The 15,086-nt window shown below is 53.6% G+C and carries 14 protein-coding genes; 6 read left to right on the forward strand and 8 right to left on the reverse strand.

Annotation, left to right across the window (positions count from 1 at the left end; genetic code table 11):
- Positions 1 to 89: 89 nt before the first annotated feature.
- The gene (gene udp / locus OGY13_RS11260) at positions 90 to 851 is read right to left on the reverse strand and encodes a uridine phosphorylase (protein ID WP_003828923.1); all 762 of its coding nucleotides are present in this window, start codon (positions 849 to 851) and stop codon (positions 90 to 92) included.
- Positions 852 to 1,116: 265 nt separating this feature from the next.
- On the opposite strand from udp, the gene OGY13_RS11265 reads away from it, so the two are divergent.
- A complete protein-coding gene (locus tag OGY13_RS11265; RefSeq protein WP_003828924.1) occupies positions 1,117 to 1,923 on the forward strand; it encodes a dienelactone hydrolase family protein in 807 nt (268 codons plus the stop codon).
- A 96-nt stretch (positions 1,924 to 2,019) separates the two neighbouring features.
- Here the strand turns inward: OGY13_RS11265 and metE are convergent, their stop codons facing one another.
- On the reverse strand, positions 2,020 to 4,281 hold the full coding sequence (metE, locus tag OGY13_RS11270) for a 5-methyltetrahydropteroyltriglutamate--homocysteine S-methyltransferase (protein ID WP_213752703.1): 2,262 nt from the start codon (positions 4,279 to 4,281) through the stop codon (positions 2,020 to 2,022).
- Positions 4,282 to 4,516: 235 nt separating this feature from the next.
- Here metE and metR point away from each other — a divergent pair, with 235 nt between their 5' ends.
- Positions 4,517 to 5,470 carry an HTH-type transcriptional regulator MetR gene (metR, locus tag OGY13_RS11275; RefSeq protein WP_094761735.1) on the forward strand — a complete coding sequence of 318 codons (954 nt, stop codon included), beginning with the start codon at positions 4,517 to 4,519 and terminating at the stop codon, positions 5,468 to 5,470.
- On the opposite strand, the gene OGY13_RS11280 is transcribed toward metR, so the two are convergent.
- The 3 genes from OGY13_RS11280 to pldB form a co-directional block, all read right to left on the reverse strand.
- Entirely contained in the window at positions 5,358 to 6,257 is a 900-nt protein-coding gene (locus tag OGY13_RS11280) for a carboxylate/amino acid/amine transporter (RefSeq protein WP_003828930.1), read from the reverse strand. The genes metR and OGY13_RS11280 overlap by 113 nt on opposite strands.
- 79 nt (positions 6,258 to 6,336) lie before the next feature.
- Positions 6,337 to 7,137 carry a sugar/pyridoxal phosphate phosphatase YigL gene (gene yigL / locus OGY13_RS11285; protein WP_008787091.1) on the reverse strand — a complete coding sequence of 267 codons (801 nt, stop codon included), beginning with the start codon at positions 7,135 to 7,137 and terminating at the stop codon, positions 6,337 to 6,339.
- 15 nt (positions 7,138 to 7,152) lie between these two features.
- Positions 7,153 to 8,169, reverse strand: coding sequence for a lysophospholipase L2 (gene pldB / locus OGY13_RS11290; RefSeq protein ID WP_003017911.1), 1,017 nt, complete (start codon positions 8,167 to 8,169; stop codon positions 7,153 to 7,155).
- A gap of 110 nt (positions 8,170 to 8,279) precedes the next feature.
- Here pldB and rhtB point away from each other — a divergent pair, with 110 nt between their 5' ends.
- Together rhtB and OGY13_RS11300 are read left to right on the forward strand one after the other, a co-directional pair.
- Complete coding sequence (rhtB, locus tag OGY13_RS11295) at positions 8,280 to 8,900, forward strand: homoserine/homoserine lactone efflux protein (protein WP_003828938.1); 621 nt, start codon at positions 8,280 to 8,282, stop codon at positions 8,898 to 8,900.
- 162 nt (positions 8,901 to 9,062) lie between these two features.
- A complete protein-coding gene (locus OGY13_RS11300; RefSeq protein WP_008787090.1) occupies positions 9,063 to 9,947 on the forward strand; it encodes an Rpn family recombination-promoting nuclease/putative transposase in 885 nt (294 codons plus the stop codon).
- A gap of 38 nt (positions 9,948 to 9,985) precedes the next feature.
- Here the strand turns inward: OGY13_RS11300 and rhtC are convergent, their stop codons facing one another.
- The 3 genes from rhtC to pldA form a co-directional block, all read right to left on the reverse strand.
- Positions 9,986 to 10,606 carry a threonine export protein RhtC gene (rhtC, locus tag OGY13_RS11305; RefSeq protein ID WP_003828942.1) on the reverse strand — a complete coding sequence of 207 codons (621 nt, stop codon included), beginning with the start codon at positions 10,604 to 10,606 and terminating at the stop codon, positions 9,986 to 9,988.
- Positions 10,607 to 10,669: 63 nt separating this feature from the next.
- Positions 10,670 to 12,499, reverse strand: a complete 1,830-nt coding sequence (recQ, locus tag OGY13_RS11310; protein ID WP_213752702.1) for an ATP-dependent DNA helicase RecQ — start codon at positions 12,497 to 12,499, stop codon at positions 10,670 to 10,672.
- An 88-nt stretch (positions 12,500 to 12,587) separates the two neighbouring features.
- Positions 12,588 to 13,457 carry a phospholipase A gene (gene pldA / locus OGY13_RS11315; protein ID WP_003828947.1) on the reverse strand — a complete coding sequence of 290 codons (870 nt, stop codon included), beginning with the start codon at positions 13,455 to 13,457 and terminating at the stop codon, positions 12,588 to 12,590.
- Between the two features lie 165 nt (positions 13,458 to 13,622).
- Between pldA and yigI the strand changes: the two genes are divergently transcribed.
- Complete coding sequence (gene yigI / locus OGY13_RS11320; protein ID WP_003017917.1) at positions 13,623 to 14,090, forward strand: acyl-CoA thioesterase YigI; 468 nt, start codon at positions 13,623 to 13,625, stop codon at positions 14,088 to 14,090.
- Positions 14,091 to 14,141: 51 nt separating this feature from the next.
- A complete protein-coding gene (rarD, locus tag OGY13_RS11325; RefSeq protein WP_003828953.1) occupies positions 14,142 to 15,035 on the forward strand; it encodes an EamA family transporter RarD in 894 nt (297 codons plus the stop codon).
- The last annotated feature ends 51 nt before the right edge of the window (positions 15,036 to 15,086 follow it).

Genomic DNA, 15,086 nt, shown 5'->3' on the forward strand with positions numbered 1-15,086 from the left:
TAAACGTCCAGTTTAAAAGGAATTTCCTGCGAGGCACTACGCAAAATAAAAAGGCCGAACGCGTCGGCCTTTTTGAATAGACGGGAGAATTACAGCAAACGACGCGCGGCTTCTACCACGATTTTCACCGCGTGACTTTCCGTTTGTTTCATCGTTTCCGCATTAGGGATCTCTTGCTGAGTACGGTTCACGATAACACCCGCGACCATACCGGCACGCAGACCCTGGCTTGCGCACATGGTCAGTAGCGTAGCAGATTCCATTTCGTAGTTCATGACGCCCATAGACTGCCACTCTTCCATTGAGCCTTTGAAACGGCTCACGACGCGACCAGAGAAGGTGTCATAACGCTCCTGGCCCGGGTAGAAGGTGTCAGAAGACGCGGTAACACCCACGTGAGTGGTGGCGCCGATAGATTTCGCCGCTTCCACCAGCGCGGTGGTGCACTCGAAGTCCGCAACGGCCGGGAATTCCATTGGTGCGAAGTGCAGGCTTGCACCGTCCAGACGAACAGATGCAGTGGTAACCAGCACATCACCCACGTTGATATGCGGCTGGATAGCGCCAGTCGTACCGATACGCAGGAAGGTACGAATGCCCAGCTGTGCCAGTTCTTCTACGGCAATAGAGGTGGACGGGCCGCCGATACCGGTAGAGCAAACGATCACGGCTTTACCATCCAGCTCAGCACGCCAGGTGGTGAACTCGCGATGAGATGCCAGCTTAACCGGCTTATCCATCAGCGCGGCGATCTTTTCCACACGCTCCGGGTCGCCAGGGACGATAGCAAGCGTAGCCCCTTGTAAATCGTTCTTAGTGAGGCCGAGATGAAAAACATCAGACTTAGACATAAAAACTCCTCTGTGAATCGGTTTTGTCAGAAGAAGCAAAAACACACTTTACCGAAGGCATAAACATATTTTCGTGACAGTCATCACTATGATGTAAATCAATTGCATTCAATTACCATTAAATAGTGATCTTTATCACATAAATGATGCGATATAAGGAAGCCCTGCACAAAAGATAGCCCGTTTAAGGCAATGTGGTTCGTTGCATGTGTCTATAGTTAACAATGCGCTTTTTTGCTGAATATTTAAGGGTACGGAGAATACCATGACAACACGACAATCTGGCTTTGCACCTGCTGTATCTCCACCGACGTCTACCACGGTTCACACCCCGGATAATGCAATTATCGCCGGTGTAACGTCCATACCTTCACAAGGCGATGATATGCCAGCGTATCACGCACGACCAAAACAGACTGATGGCCTGCTGCCCGTAGTCATTGTCGTGCAGGAGATTTTTGGTATTCATGAGCACATTCGTGACGTTTGCCGTCGTCTGGCACTGGAAGGGTATTTGGCTATCGCACCAGAACTCTATTTTCGCGAAGGCGATCCCAATGACTTTGCCGATATCCCTACGCTGCTTAGTGGCCTTGTCGCCAAAGTGCCTGACTCTCAGGTACTGGCCGATCTGGACCACGTCGCCAGCTGGGCCTCCCGCAACGGAGGAGATGCGCACCAGTTGATGATCACCGGATTTTGCTGGGGTGGGCGCATCACCTGGCTGTATGCCGCACATAATCCGCAGTTAAAAGCGGCCGTGGCGTGGTATGGCAAACTGGTGGGTGATAAAACCCTCAACTCGCCAAAACATCCCGTTGATATCGCAACCGATCTTAACGCCCCCGTTTTGGGGCTTTATGGCGGCCAGGACACCAGCATTCCGCAAGATACCGTTGAAACAATGCGCCAGGCGCTACGCGCCGCCAATGCTAAAGCGGAAATCGTGGTCTATCCCGATGCCGGACATGCGTTCAACGCCGATTATCGCCCGAGCTATCACGAAGAGTCCGCGAAAGACGGTTGGCAGAGAATGCTGGAGTGGTTCGTGCAATACGGTGGGAAGAAATAAACGTTAATTGCCCGGTGGTGGCGACGCCTTACCGGGCCTACAACTATTGCGATTTCCTGTACCCCGGGTAAGCGCAAGCGCTTCCCGGGCAATGAATTACGCCTGACGCAGATTCTGCGCCGCTTTGACCATGTTCGCCAGCGCGGCACGGGTTTCCGGCCAGCCGCGGGTTTTCAGGCCGCAGTCCGGGTTCACCCACAGACGATCTGCTGGAATGCGCTGCTCGGCTTTCTTCAACAGGGCTTCAATCCACTCCACGCTCGGAACGTTCGGCGAGTGAATATCGTATACACCCGGCCCGATTTCGTTCGGATAGTCGAACTCTTCAAACGATTCCAGCAACTCCATATCAGAGCGCGAGGTTTCGATGGTGATCACGTCCGCATCCAGCGCCGCAATGGAGTCCATGATGTCGTTGAACTCGCAATAACACATGTGGGTGTGGATCTGGGTTTCATCCTTCGCTACCGCCGCGTTAATGCGGAAGGCTTCCACACCCCACTCCAGATACGCCGCCCAGTCGCTGCGACGTAGTGGTAAACCTTCGCGCAGTGCCGGTTCATCAATCTGGATGATGCCGATACCCGCCGCTTCCAGATCCGCCACTTCATCACGCAGCGCCAGCGCGATCTGCTTCGCGATGGTTTCACGCGTCACGTCTTCACGCGGGAATGACCAGCAGAGAATGGTCACCGGACCGGTCAGCATGCCTTTTACCGGTTTGTCGGTCAGCGACTGGGCATATTTCGCCCACTCCACGGTGATCGCTTCCGGGCGGCTGACGTCGCCAATCACCACCGGCGGCTTCACGCAGCGAGAGCCGTAGCTCTGCACCCAACCGTTCTGGGTAAAGACGAAGCCGTCCAGGTGTTCGCCAAAGTATTCGACCATGTCATTACGCTCGGCTTCACCGTGTACCAGCACGTCGAGACCCAGACGTTCCTGTTCAACAATCGCCTGTTTAATATGTTCCGCAATTCCGGTGCGATAGTTCCCAGCATCCAAGTTGCCCTTTTTGAAATCCAGGCGCAGGCCGCGAATTTCTGTGGTTTGCGGGAATGAACCGATAGTCGTAGTCGGCCATGCCGGCAGATTAAAGCGGGCACGTTGTGCCTCGGCACGAACCGGGTAAGCGTTAGCGCGCTGGCTGTCCTGGGCGGTGATTGCCGCCAGACGTTTTTCCACTGTGGCGTTGTGTACGCGGGTAGAGTGACGACGAGCCTGAATCGGTGCGCTCCACTCGACAATTGCTGCCGTATCACCGCTATTCAACGCATCGCGCAGCAGCGCCAGCTCGCCGCACTTTTGCAACGCGAAGGCAAACCAGCTCTTCACTTCTGCATCAAGGCGGGTTTCCACACTGAGATCGATTGGGCTATGCAGCAGGGAGCAGGAAGAAGCCACCCACAGGTTACGTTTCCCGACGATGTCTTTGATTTGTGCGTATTTTTCGCTGAGATCGGCACGCCAGACGTTGCGACCGTTCACCAGCCCCGCTGACAGCAGCCAGTCGGCTGGCAGACGCGTGTGCAGCTCGGCTGCATCATCTTTGCCGTGCACGAAGTCAACGTGCAGCCCCTGTACCGGTAGGGCGGTAATGGTATCCAGGTTTGGCGTTACGCCTTCGAAGTAAGTGGTCAGTAGCAGCTTCACCTGACCCGTCAGCGCGTCATAAGCAGGTTTGAAGGCGTCCAGCCACGCTTGCGGCAGCTCCAGTACCAGCGCGGGTTCATCAATTTGCACCCACACAATACCGCGTTTCGCCAGCTCGCCCAGCACCTGCTGGTAAACCGGCAGAATGTCGTTCAACAGGCTCAGGCGGTCAAACTGTTCGCCTTTCACTTTACCCAACCAAAGGTAGGTTACCGGCCCCAGCAGCACAGGCTTCACCTTGTGACCGAGCGCCAGCGCTTCGTCCACTTCATCCAGCAGTTGGGTCCAGGTCAGTTTGAACTGCTGACCTTTAGTGAACTCTGGCACCATGTAGTGATAGTTGGTGTTAAACCATTTGGTCATTTCTGCCGCCGCCGCGGGTTCACCCGTTGGTGCGCGGCCACGGCCAATGCGGAATAAGGTATCGATATCGACCGAGCCGTCTTTATTTTGATGGCGAGCCGGAACGTTGCCGAGCAGCAGGCTGGTAGTCAGCACGTGATCGTACCAGGCAAAATCACCCACCGGCAGCAGGTCAACGCCCGCCTGCTTCTGCTGATCCCAGTGGCGGGCACGCAGCTCGCGGCCAACGGTCAGCAAATCTTCACGGGAAGAATTTCCCGCCCAGTAGCTTTCTTGTGCTTTCTTCAACTCGCGATGCAGGCCAACGCGAGGGAAACCGAGGGTGTGATTCAATATTGTCATTTTTCTTCCTCTAATTATATGTAAATCCTATGGATTTTGAATTTAGGGAAGGCGGCAAGTTTACTCATCCCCAGGAGCTTACTGAAGTAAGTGACTGGGGTGGGGAAACGAAGCCAACGCACCATAAATTTAAAAGACGAAGGATTTTGGCCATCCAGATGTTTACACATCCATAATTGGCGGTTACTGTATATTCCTCAAGCGCAATTTGTTCATGCCGAAGTGAAGGACTTTCATGATCGAGATTAAACACCTGAAAACGCTCCAGGCGTTGCGGAATAGTGGTTCTCTGGCAGCCGCAGCGGCGACGTTGCATCAGACCCAATCCGCCCTTTCTCACCAGTTCAGCGATCTGGAGCAGCGCCTTGGCTTTCGACTTTTTATCCGTAAAAGCCAGCCTCTGCGCTTTACGCCGCAGGGAGAAATCCTGCTGCAGTTAGCCAATCAGGTGTTGCCGCAAATTGGTCGTGCGCTGCAGGCCTGCAACGAACCGCAGCAAACCCGGCTGCGAATTGCGATTGAATGTCACAGTTGTATTCAATGGCTGACGCCCGCGCTGGAGAATTTTCGTGCCAACTGGCCGCAGGTGGAGATGGACTTTAAATCCGGCGTGACGTTCGATCCGCAACCAGCGCTACAGCAGGATGAGCTGGATCTGGTGTTAACCTCCGACATCCTGCCGCGCAGCGGATTGCACTACTCACCGATGTTTGATTTTGAAGTCCGCCTGGTACTGGCGCCTGACCATCCGTTGGCCAGCAAAACACAAATCACACCGGAAGATTTGACCAGCGAGACGCTGCTGATTTACCCGGTACAGCGGAGTCGACTGGATGTATGGCGGCATTTTCTGCAGCCTGCAGGCGTTAGTCCGTCGCTGAAAAGCGTGGATAACACCTTGCTGCTGATTCAGATGGTTGCAGCCAGAATGGGTATCGCGGCATTACCGCACTGGGTGGTGGAGAGTTTTGAACGCCAGGGCCTGGTAGTGACCAAAACCCTGGGTGATGGATTGTGGAGCCGACTGTACGCCGCCGTGCGTGATGGCGAGCAGCGACAGCCGGTCACAGAAGCGTTTATTCGCTCAGCGCGGAATCACGCCTGCGATCACCTGCCGTTTGTACGGAGTGCGGAACGACCCACTTTCGATGTACCCACAGTGAAGCCACTATCACAGCCGCACCAATGATGAAGCTTGGCCAGTGAGGTTGTTGATGCCAGATAGCCAGGTTAACCAGCAGTCCGGCAGGGACATGCATATTGTTCATTATGCCCAGCGTGCCCGCATCCACCTGGGTCGCGCCGTAGTTCCACATAAAGTAACCAATGCCGGACGCCGCCACGCCAAGAAAGACCAGAATTCCCCACTGTAGCGTGGTTGCAGGCATTTTCTGCGCATTGCCCAGCATGAACCAGGCCACGACAGCCACCATAAAGGCGCCCATATAAAACCAGGCAAAGGCGTTGTGCTGCGGCATTGGCCGCGTCTCCATCAGACGTTTATAGCCCACCATACCAATGGCAAAGCTGATATTGGACAACTGCACCAACAGCAGACCGGTCCAGAAGTGGCTGGTCACCTGATCGTAACGAATGATCCCCGCGCCAATCACCGCCAGTAACGCACTAAAGGCGTAACTCCAGCGCAGACGACGTCCGCTCATCAGATCATAAATCAGCGTAATGTAGAGCGGCGTCAGCACGGTAAAGAGCAGCAGTTCTGAAACCGTCAGGTACAGATAGGCGTGAAAACTCAGCATGTACATAATGCCAAGCTGCATGGCACCCACCAGCATATACAGCCCGATCGTTTTTACGCTGTGCCCACGAGTACGTAGAAACGGCAGGAACACCAACGCCGCCAGCCCAACGCGCACCAGCACCGCAAAATAGCTATCGACATGACCGGCAAGGTACTCGCCAAACAGGCTAAAGGAAAAGGCCCACAGAATTGTGGTAATGATGAGTAACGCCACAATGGATGTCTCTTAACAAAAGGTACACCCATTGTAGCGGAGTTTTTAGTTGACAACTGGTCAGCTAACGAACAGAAGGTTACTGCAAAAACAGTTCACGCAGATAGTGTGGCACGGCATCGTCGGCATTAAGACCAATGACTTCCAGTTCCGGGTGCAGATCCTTCAGGCGCTGGTGGGCGTTGCCCATGATGCAGCCTTTACCTGCCATGGAGAGCATTTCCGCATCATTCATCCCGTCGCCAAAGGCGATGCAGTCTTTCAGGCTGTAGCCCATCGCTTTTGCTACCGCTTCCAGCGCATGACCTTTCGATACGCCGCCAGCCATGACTTCCAGACAGGTAAGCGTAGAGAAGCTGACGTTGACGCGATCGCCCCAGCGGGCGTTAATCGCCTGCTCCAGCGGCAGTAGCCTTTCGTGAGAGTCGGTGGTGAAGAACACTTTGCTGACGCCCTCAGGCTCCAGTAATGCAGGTTCAAACAGTGAGTAGTTAAACACCGCTTCTTTGAAGAAACGCATTTCGTCCGGACGATGGCGATTCATAAACCACTCATCATCACGATATACGTTGGTCACGATGTCCGGGTTTGCATTCACTACGCCAAACAGGTCGCTGGCAATATCGCGATCCAGGTTATGGGAAAACACCAGATTCCCGTCAGAATCATGCACGCGCGCGCCGTTGGACGTGATCATGTAGGTTTTAATGCCGAGGTTATCGCGAATTTGCCCCACATCAACATGATGACGGCCAGTCGCAAACACGAAGTTAACGCCGCGAGCGGTCAATAACTTCAGCGTCTCTTTGGCATAAGGGGACAGAGTATGGTCGGGAGAAAGCAGCGTACCGTCTAAATCAGACGCAACAACCTGATACATAAGAAAATTCAACCTCTAGGCAAAGCGGGTTCCGCTGGATGAGTTATGCTTGTCGAAAAATTCGACAATAGCGTTAAGCGCGACTGAGCGCATGGCGTCCTTTTCAAAAAGGATCTCATGGTACGCGCCTTTGATGACAAGCGGCTGACCCCCTTCTACAGGATGGCCCGCTGCGGCGCGGAGTTCACAAAAACGATCGTGCATGCGGTTATCTACCACACGCTCTTCTTCAGCCTGAATCAGCAGCGTCGGCGTCGCATCATCTCCGGCGCCAGCCAAAACCTGTTCGCCAGCCAGAATCCCTTCACGTACCCAGTGATAGGTGGGGCCGCCAACGCGCAACCGCGGCTCATCAGCATAAAAGCGTAGATTGCGCCGATAGCGTTGTCGACTATGGGTTAACGCATTCATACCGAACGGCAGCGCCCGCCAGCGCCCGGTTCCCATCGCATAGCCTTCGCGGATCCGCGGATGCCCTTCGGCCCAGTCCAGTATATGGCGCACCATCCAGTCGGGAAAGCGCATCACAATACCAAACATCGGTGCGCAAAGCGCGATGGCATCACACTGATTCGGGTGGCGCTGCAGGAATAACGTGGCAATCGCCCCGCCCATTGAATGCGCCAGGATATAGCGTTTTCTCCACGGGCCGGGTAGCACTTCCTGCTGCCAGAAGGCGGTTAGATCGTCGACATAATCATTAAAGTTATCGACATGACCGCGGTGCGGATCCGAAAGCATACGCCCGGAACGCCCCTGGCCACGGTGATCGATAATGAGAACGTCAAAACCAGAATGAAACAGGTCATACGCCAGTTCAGCGTATTTCACGTAGCTTTCAATGCGTCCAGGACAGACGACGATGACGCGATCGTTTTTTTCTGCATGAAAACGAACAAAATGTACGGGAATATCATCCACGCCCGTAAATTCCGCTTCTTCCCGCTGACGCCAGAAATCTGTCAGTGGCCCCATGGAAAAAGCAGCAAACGCGTTTTCTCTTGTTTCCCAGTCTTTTTGCTGCTGAAACATCGGGTATCCAGCCTCGCTGACCAAGTAAAATCGTTTTTTTCGCCGTCACTGACACAACCTAACGGCAGTAGCGTATTGTGGCATAAAAATAGACAATCCGGGAGTTTCTCATGACCTTTGAATGGTGGTTCGCCTACCTGCTGACCTCTATTATTTTGAGCTTGTCCCCAGGCTCTGGCGCAATCAATACCATGACCACCGCCATCAGCCACGGATATCGCGGTGCCAGCGCGTCGATTGCAGGTTTGCAGACCGGGTTGGGTATTCATATCGTTCTGGTTGGCGTAGGACTGGGAACGCTATTTTCACGTTCGGTGATCGCATTTGAGGTGCTGAAGTGGGCGGGAGCGGCCTATCTGATTTGGCTGGGTATTCAACAATGGCGGGCGGCGGGTGCTATCGATCTGAATACCATGGCGAATACGCAATCGCGCAGCCGGCTGTTCAAACGCGCGGTCTTTGTTAATCTGACCAATCCTAAGAGCATAGTTTTCCTTGCCGCTCTGTTCCCTCAGTTTATCCTGCCGCAAGAACCGCAGTTGATGCAGTACGTGGTGCTTGGCGTCACGACCATCGTGGTCGATATCATTGTGATGATCGGTTACGCGACGTTGGCCACGCGCATTGCTGGCTGGATTAAAGGACCAAAGCAAATGAAGGCGCTGAACAAAGTGTTTGGCTCGCTATTTATGCTGATAGGCGCCCTGCTGGCATCGGCAAGGCATGCCTAGCAAATGGAACGTCGCTCGCAATGAAATGCTATCTGTAAGAGCCTCTGAACATGGCTTTTCGTACTTCGCCGCAAAGGGAGAAAAGCCTTTTATCCTGTACTGTTAGACGTTGATTGCTAATGCCAGAATGCTGCCATATTCACCACTCACGGATGATTAACGATGGCGGAAGTAACAACACCACATGACGCAGTATTTAAAACCTTCCTCTCCCGCGTGGAAACCGCGCGGGACTTTATCGAACTTCATCTTCCTCCCTCGTTAATCAAAATATGCAAACTGGAAACGCTCCGTCTGGAATCAGGCAGTTTTGTGGAGGACGATCTGCGCCCCTATTTCAGCGATATTCTCTACTCACTGGAAACCACCAGCGGACATGGCTATGTACATGTGCTCATTGAGCATCAAAGCTCACCGGATAAGCACATGTCATTTCGCCTGATGCGCTACGCTATCGCAGCGATGCAGCGTCATCTTGAGGCTGGAAACGACACTCTGCCGCTGGTTATTCCAGTGCTCTTTTACCATGGCAAGCAAAGCCCATGGCAAGGCTCAATGAACTGGCTGGATCACTTTGAGGATTCTGGAACCGCCCTTCAACTTTACAGCACACCATTTCCGTTGGTGGATGTGACGGTTATTCCAGATGATGAGATCATGCAGCATCGCAGCATGGCGGCACTGACATTAGTACAAAAACACATTCGCCAGCGCGACATGGCGCAGTTGCTGGATAAACTTACCCGCCTGTTTATGCTGGAGAAGATGAGCGGACAACAAATAACCGTGCTGGTAAACTACATGGTGCAAGCAGGGAATACACAAGATGTTCAGACATTATTGTATAAGCTGGCACAGCGGGTGCCGCAGCATGGAGAAAAACTGATGACAATGGCGGATCAACTAAAGCAGATAGGCCGTGAAGAAGGGAGGCGCATTGCCCTTACTGATGTAGCAAAAGCGATGCTCAAGCGAGGTCTTGATACCGACGCGATTATGGAAATGACCGGCCTTTCGAAGGATGAGCTACAGAAGCTTGCGCAATAAGCCGCATACCGCCTGGGACTCCCAGGCGGGCAACAAACTTAGCGCGAAATAATCAGATGGATACCGAAGCCTGCGAACAGCGCGCCGGCAAAACCATCAATCCACTTCGCCAGACGCTGATAGCCACGACGCATTTTCGGGAGCGCAAACAGGCTGGCGACCACGGTAAACCACGCCAGCGTTTCCACGATAATCAGAGCAAAGATCCCCCAGCGCGCGCCCGTTCCCACGTTGTCGCCAACGAACAATGAGAAGACGGAGCCAAAATAGATAATGGCTTTAGGGTTCGCCAGGTTGGTCAGCAGACCTTTCAAAAAACTGCGTCCGCTCTGCGCCAGCTCCACCTGCGGAGTGGGCGCTGCAACATCCTGTTTTTTAAACGCGCCGCGCAGCATCTGATAACCCATCCAGCACAGATACAGCCCCCCGCCTACCATAATAATGGTATGCAGCCAGGCCATTTTTTCGATAATCAGATGCAGGCCGAGCAGTGCCACGCCAGCCCAGACCATGACGCCGCAGGTAATGCCCAGCACGCCCATCATAGCTTCTTTGCGCGAACGGCTAACCGCAGTTTGAGAAACAAAAAAGAAATCGGGACCGGGGCTCATCAGCGCAACGATATGCACCAACGCAACGGTGAAAAATAGCGTTAACATAAAAATGACTCGCGGGGGAATAGTTCAGTGAGTCACCATCCTGGCACTTTTTTGCCCGGCTGACTACTCTTCGTCGTCACCATCAACGTGTGCGCGAATAAGCGCCATAAACTCTTTACCGAAACGCTCCAGTTTACGCATCCCCACACCGTTGACGCTTAGCATTTCACTCGGTGAAACCGGCATCTGCTCCGCCATTTCAATCAGCGTGGCGTCGTTGAACACCACGTACGGCGGAATGTTCTCTTCGTCGGCAATGGCTTTACGCAGCTTACGCAATTTGGCGAACAGTTTGCGGTCGTAGTTACCACCGAAGGATTTCTGCATCGCACGCGATTTCAGCGCCACAATACGTGGTACAGCAAGCTGTAACGCAACGTCACCGCGCAACACCGGACGCGCGGCTTCGGTTAGCTGTAACGCGGAGTGATGAGCAATATTCTGCGTCACCAGGCCCAGGTGAATAAGCTGGCGAATAACGCTCACCCAGTGTTCGTGGCTTTGCTCGCGACCAATGCCATAGACCGGCAGTTTGTCATGGGCCAGTTCGCGAATACGCTGGTTATTCGCTCCGCGCAGCACTTCCACGACGTACCCCATGCCGAAGCGTTGGTTAACACGGTAAATCGTCGACAGCGCTTTGCGCGCATCCATAAGACCGTCGTACTGTTTTGGCGGGTCGAGACAGATATCGCAGTTGCCACACGGCTCCTGGCGCCCTTCGCCAAAATAGTTCAGCAACACCAGACGACGACAGGTCTGCGCCTCGGCAAACGCCCCCATCGCATTGAGCTTATGACGTTCGATATCCAGCAGTTGCCCGGCGGGTTTCTCTTCGAGGCAACGGCGTAGCCATGCCATATCAGCCGGATCGTAAAACAGCATCGCTTCCGCCGGCAGGCCATCACGCCCGGCGCGGCCGGTTTCCTGGTAATAGGATTCGATGTTACGCGGAATATCGAAATGCACCACGAAGCGTACGTTAGGTTTGTTGATCCCCATACCGAACGCCACGGTCGCCACTACGATTTGCAGGTCATCACGCTGGAATTTCTCCTGCACCTCGGCGCGTACGGCATTTTCCAGCCCGGCATGATAAGCCCCGGCGCTGATGCCACGGCTTTGCAGACGCGCGGCGGTGTCTTCGACTTTGGCGCGACTGTTACAATAGATAATGCCAGACTTACCGCGCTGCTCTTGCACGTAGCGCATCAGCTGATCGAGCGGCTTAAACTTCTCCATCAGCATGTAGCGAATGTTCGGGCGGTCAAAGCTGCTGATCTGAATTAACGGATCGTTGAGTCCCAGCAGACGCACAATGTCCAGCCTGGTTGTCTCATCCGCGGTCGCGGTCAGCGCCACAAACGGTAGCGTCGGGAAACGCTGGCGCAGCTGGCCCAGCGCAGCGTACTCGGGGCGGAAATCATGCCCCCACTGCGAAATACAGTGCGCTTCATCAACCGCCAGCAGCACCGGATTCCAGTGCGCCAGATGCTCAAGGAAGTTATCCAGCATCAGGCGTTCGGGCGCAATGTACAGTAAGCGAATCTGCCCGCTGCGACAGCCCGCCATCACCTCAAGCTGCTGTTCACGACTTTGAGTAGAATTCAGGCACGCCGCCGCCACGCCGTTGGCTAGCAGTTGATCGACCTGATCTTTCATCAGGGAAATCAGCGGGGAAACAACAACGGTGAGTCCGTTTAGCAATAATGCGGGAATTTGATAGCACAGGGATTTACCGCCGCCGGTCGGCATAACGACCAGGCAGTCGCGACCAGAGAGCACGGTATCAATGATTTCTTCCTGACCGGGGCGAAACTGTTGGTAGCCAAAGGTTTCCTGCAAAACCTGTTTAGCGCCCATTTCCAGATTCAACACTTCCGCCTGCGCCACATTAACCCCATTCGCCCGAAATAAAAACAGGCGCTATTTTCAGCGCCTGAGAGAGAAACTGCAATGATTAAAATACTCTCAATACTTATCAGAAGATATCGTTGAGCATCACGCCCACACCAACACGCGTCTGATTGAAGTTGTAGTCAATCAGCGATTCGCCGTAACCACTGTAGACCTGAGTGTATAGACGCACATGCTTCGTGATGGGATAACTGGCCCCCAGCTCTGCGCCGCCGTAGCCGGTATTCCAGTTGTACTGGCCTTTCACGCTGATAACCGCGTCACCCAGGTGATACCCCATTTTCAGCTGATAGTAGCCCATGTATTTAGTGATATCAGGGTTATCGTCGGTGCTACCAATCACGTACCACGGCTTAACTTCCACCAGCCAGTTACCATTTTCAGCCATCAGACGGGTATAAAGACGGTTCCAGCTACGTGACGTGGGATCGGAACGGCCGTTGGAGTCATGGTTATAACCCATTTCGACATCACGAAGAGTCCAACCGGCAAAGCGATAGTCGGTGGCGAAACCGAGGAACAATTGCGGTTCGTAGTTGGTTTCGCGAAACGGTGAAGACTCTTCACTGTTCGAAAGCTGCCACCAGGACTTCTGGGTATAGGAACCACCAAGTACCGAGTTTGGGCCTAATATCCCGCGCCAGAGCGGAAACGCCAGGCTTAGCTGAAACTTAACCTCATCTTTGCGCGCATTTTCGGACCAGCTATAACTGCTGATCGCCTCTTTGTTCATGTCGCTGGTATTGGTGTAAATAAGATAGTTGGTGTCATAAGGATAAAGCGTGAAAGGGTTGTCATGTTCCTGCAGCATATTGGCGATAATACTGCCACGAACCGCCGGTGCATCATGAATCTCTTTCACTGTCGCTTCCTGCGCATAAGCGGTCAACGGCAGCATAATTGCTGGTAGTAACCATCCCAGAATCGCCCGCATCGGTAATGTTCTCCTGAACCAAAATATTGATGAATTGTATAATTATCTGGCAAGTATTCTACATACTTAGCTAGTTACTCGTTAGTTATCCCGTCCTAAAGTAGAAAACAACAAATAATAAGCATAATATCAACATTTCATTAACCACCAAGATGTAGGGATCGTATGTCTGCCGTACTTACTGCTGAGGAAGCGCTGAAGTTAGTGGGTGAAATGTTTGTCTATCATATGCCGTTTAACCGGGCGCTGGGACTGGAGCTCGAACGCTATGAGAAAGAATTTGCTCAATTAGCCTTTAATAACCAACCGATGATGGTCGGCAACTGGGCGCAAAGCATTCTGCATGGCGGCGTGATCGCCTCGGCGCTGGACGTCGCCGCCGGGCTGGTATGCGTTGGGAGTACTCTGACCCGCCATGAAACGATCAGCGAGGACGAACTGCGTCAGCGGATGTCACGCATGGGTACAATCGATTTGCGTGTTGATTATCTGCGTCCCGGAAGAGGGAATCGCTTTACCGCCACCAGTAGCCTGCTGCGGGCGGGTAATAAAGTCGCTGTTGCGCGCGTGGAATTGCATAACGAAGAACAGCTTTATATTGCCAGCGCAACCGCCACTTATATGGTGGGGTAAGTGCCTAAAAAAAGGTAAACTGCTGTTACATTTCTGCAATGAGTTTTCCCGATGGATGCTAAACAAACGCGGCAGGGCGTGCTACTCGCTCTTGCTGCTTATTTTATTTGGGGTATCGCTCCCGCCTACTTCAAGCTGATTTACTATGTCCCGGCGGATGAGATCCTGACGCACCGCGTCATCTGGTCATTTTTCTTTATGGTGGTACTGATGAGCATCAGCCGCCAGTGGTCAGGCGTCAAAACGCTGCTACAAACGCCAAAGAAGATCTTCCTGCTGGCGCTCTCTGCAGTGCTCATCGGCGGAAACTGGCTGCTGTTCATTTGGGCGGTCAATAATCACCATATGCTGGAAGCCAGCCTCGGCTATTTTATTAACCCACTGGTGAATATTGTGCTGGGAATGCTATTCCTCGGTGAGCGCTTTCGTCGCATGCAGTGGCTGGCAGTACTGTTAGCCGCCTGCGGCGTGCTGGTACAGCTGTGGACCTTCGGATCGCTGCCAATAATCGCGCTGGGACTGGCGTTCAGCTTTGCGTTCTATGGGCTGGTGCGCAAGAAGATTGCCGTCGAAGCACAAACCGGCATGCTGATCGAAACCCTGTGGCTTTTACCTGTCGCCGCCATCTATCTGTTTGGCATTGCGGACAGCTCAACCAGCCATATGGGGCAAAACCCCATGTCGCTCAACCTGCTGCTGATTGCCGCGGGTGTCGTGACCACCATTCCGCTGCTGTGCTTTACCGGCGCGGCAACCCGCCTGCGTCTGTCCACGCTGGGATTCTTCCAGTATATCGGGCCTACGCTGATGTTCCTGCTGGCCGTCACCTTCTACGGTGAAGTCCCGGGAACGGATAAAATGGTCACGTTTGCGTTTATCTGGGTGGCGCTGGCGATTTTCGTGATGGATGCGATTTATACGCAACGACGGGTTCGTCGGAGCTAGGGGAATGCCGGATGGCGCTTCGCTTATCCGGCCTACAAAAGCACATCGCCG

The sequence above is a fragment of the Citrobacter sp. Cpo045 genome, from assembly GCF_030332875.1.
GTDB lineage: Bacteria > Pseudomonadota > Gammaproteobacteria > Enterobacterales > Enterobacteriaceae > Citrobacter > Citrobacter portucalensis.

Bases quoted from the DNA above. Each gene is read 5' to 3' on its own strand.
- udp (WP_003828923.1), bottom strand. From the start codon at position 851: ATGTCTAAGTCTGATGTTTTTCATCTCGGCCTCACTAAGAACGATTTA.
- OGY13_RS11265 (WP_003828924.1), top strand. From the start codon at position 1,117: ATGACAACACGACAATCTGGCTTTGCACCTGCTGTATCTCCACCGACG.
- metE (WP_213752703.1), bottom strand. From the start codon at position 4,281: ATGACAATATTGAATCACACCCTCGGTTTCCCTCGCGTTGGCCTGCAT.
- metR (WP_094761735.1), top strand. From the start codon at position 4,517: ATGATCGAGATTAAACACCTGAAAACGCTCCAGGCGTTGCGGAATAGT.
- yigL (WP_008787091.1), bottom strand. From the start codon at position 7,137: ATGTATCAGGTTGTTGCGTCTGATTTAGACGGTACGCTGCTTTCTCCC.
- pldB (WP_003017911.1), bottom strand. From the start codon at position 8,169: ATGTTTCAGCAGCAAAAAGACTGGGAAACAAGAGAAAACGCGTTTGCT.
- rhtB (WP_003828938.1), top strand. From the start codon at position 8,280: ATGACCTTTGAATGGTGGTTCGCCTACCTGCTGACCTCTATTATTTTG.
- OGY13_RS11300 (WP_008787090.1), top strand. From the start codon at position 9,063: ATGGCGGAAGTAACAACACCACATGACGCAGTATTTAAAACCTTCCTC.
- rhtC (WP_003828942.1), bottom strand. From the start codon at position 10,606: ATGTTAACGCTATTTTTCACCGTTGCGTTGGTGCATATCGTTGCGCTG.
- pldA (WP_003828947.1), bottom strand. From the start codon at position 13,457: ATGCGGGCGATTCTGGGATGGTTACTACCAGCAATTATGCTGCCGTTG.
- yigI (WP_003017917.1), top strand. From the start codon at position 13,623: ATGTCTGCCGTACTTACTGCTGAGGAAGCGCTGAAGTTAGTGGGTGAA.
- rarD (WP_003828953.1), top strand. From the start codon at position 14,142: ATGGATGCTAAACAAACGCGGCAGGGCGTGCTACTCGCTCTTGCTGCT.